This is a genomic window from Streptomyces glaucus, assembly GCF_039533365.1.
GTDB classification, from domain to species: domain Bacteria; phylum Actinomycetota; class Actinomycetes; order Streptomycetales; family Streptomycetaceae; genus Streptomyces; species Streptomyces glaucus.
This window is the reverse complement of the sequence record NZ_BAAATK010000122.1, coordinates 1-1,745: the sequence shown is the minus strand read 5'-3', so window position 1 is coordinate 1,745 and position 1,745 is coordinate 1. Positions and strand designations below refer to the sequence as shown.

Annotated in this window: 1 protein-coding gene; it reads right to left on the bottom strand. The window is 75.4% G+C overall.

Features of this window, described 5'->3' with window-relative positions; all coding sequences use genetic code 11:
- Positions 1 to 1,745, bottom strand: a 1,745-nt coding sequence (locus ABD363_RS32320) for a polyketide synthase dehydratase domain-containing protein (RefSeq protein WP_344610022.1), incomplete at both ends; no start/stop codon positions are given.

The window sequence follows — 1,745 nt, the reverse complement described above, 5'->3', positions numbered from 1 at the left end:
GCCGGACGTCACCACGACCAGACGCGCGGCGGAGAACCGCTCCTCACCCAGCCACCGCTGTACGGCGGTCAGGACGGCGGGGACCGTGTCCGCCACGGGTCCGGCGGGGACGGGCAGCAGGACGCGGTGCGGAATGTCCTGCCCCTCGTCCAGGGCGGCGATCAGTGCGTCGAGGTCGGGGTGGGTGGGGTCGAGGCCGGGGATACCGGGGGTCGTGGTGGTCGGGCCGCCGAGCACCGCGATTCCGTGGGGTTCCCGCCGTGCCGCCCGGTCCTGGTCCGGACGGGCGGCGGAGGCCGGGGTCCATTCCACGCGGTAGAGGTTCTCCGTGTCGGCCGGTGTCCGCTGTGCGGCGAGTTCGGCCGGGGCGACCGGGCGCAGGAGCAGGGAGTCGACCGCGGCGACGGGATCGCCCGCCGCGTCGGCCACCCACAGGCCGACCTCGTCGTCGCCGCGCATCCGCAGTCGTGCCCGGACGGTGGACGCGCCGACCGCCGGGAGGGTCACCCCCGACCACACGAACGGCAGGAGGGCGCCCCGCCCCTCTCCCCCGCGGAGCGCCAGGGTGTGCAGGAGGGTGTCCAGGAGCGCGGGGTGCAGACCGAACGCGGCGGCGTCGTCGGCGACGGGCTCGGGCAGCGCCGCCTCCACGAACCACTCGTCACCGGCTCGCCACACCCTGTCGATGCCCCGGAAGGCGGGTCCGTAGCGCAGTCCGGCGTCGGTGAGGCGCTCGTACAGGCCGGTCACGTCCACCGGTTCCGCTTCGGCCGGCGGCCAGACCCGCAGGTCCCACGATTCGGCCGCGGGTGTCGTACGGCTCACCGCGCCGGTGGCGTGCAGGGTCCAGGCCTGTTCGATCTCGGCGTCCTCGGCGCGGGAGAAGATGCGTACCGTGCGGCTGCTCCGGTCGCCGTCGGCGGTGTCGAGGACGATCTGCACCTGTACCGCGCCCTGGTCGGGGAGGATCAGCGGGGCCTGCAGGGTGAGTTCGTCCAGGCGGTCGCAGTCGGCGCGCAGGCCGGCCTGGACGGCGAGTTCGACGAGGGCGGTGCCGGGTACGACCAGCAGGTCGCCGACGACGTGGTCGGTGAGCCAGGGGACGGAGCCGGCGGAGAGCCGTGCGGTGAGCAGGAGGGTGTCGGAGCCGGCCACGGCCACGGCTGCGCCGAGCAGCGGGTGTCCGGCGACGCCGAGCCCGAGGCCCCGCGCGTCGGTGGCGGTCCGGGTGGCGTCGAGCCAGTAGCGGCGGCGCTGGAAGGCGTAGGTGGGCAGGTCGGTGCGGCGGGCGCCGGTGCCGGCGAACATCGCGGCCCAGTCGGCGGTCGCTCCCCGTACGAACATCTCGGCCAGCGCGGACAGCACGCAGGCCGGCTCGTCGCGGCCCTCGCGGAGGGTGGCGACGGCGTGCGTGTCGGGGGCGGTGGACTGCACCAGGCCCGCAAGGACGGGGTCGGGTCCGACTTCGAGGAAGCGGGTGACGCCGAGCCGGTCGGTGGCGGTGCGGACGGCGTCGTGGAACCGCACGGCCTCGCGCACCTGCCGCACCCAGTAGTCCGGGGACGTCCAGTCCGGGCTGTGCGGGTCGTCCTGTTCGCCGAGGGCCCGGCCGGTGACGGTGCTGACGGCCGGCAGCACCGGCCGGCGGTAACCGAGTGCGGAGACGGCCTCGGCGAACTCGGCGAGCATGGGCTCCATCAGCGGCGAGTGGAAGGCATGGCTCACCCGCAGCCGGGTGGCCCTGC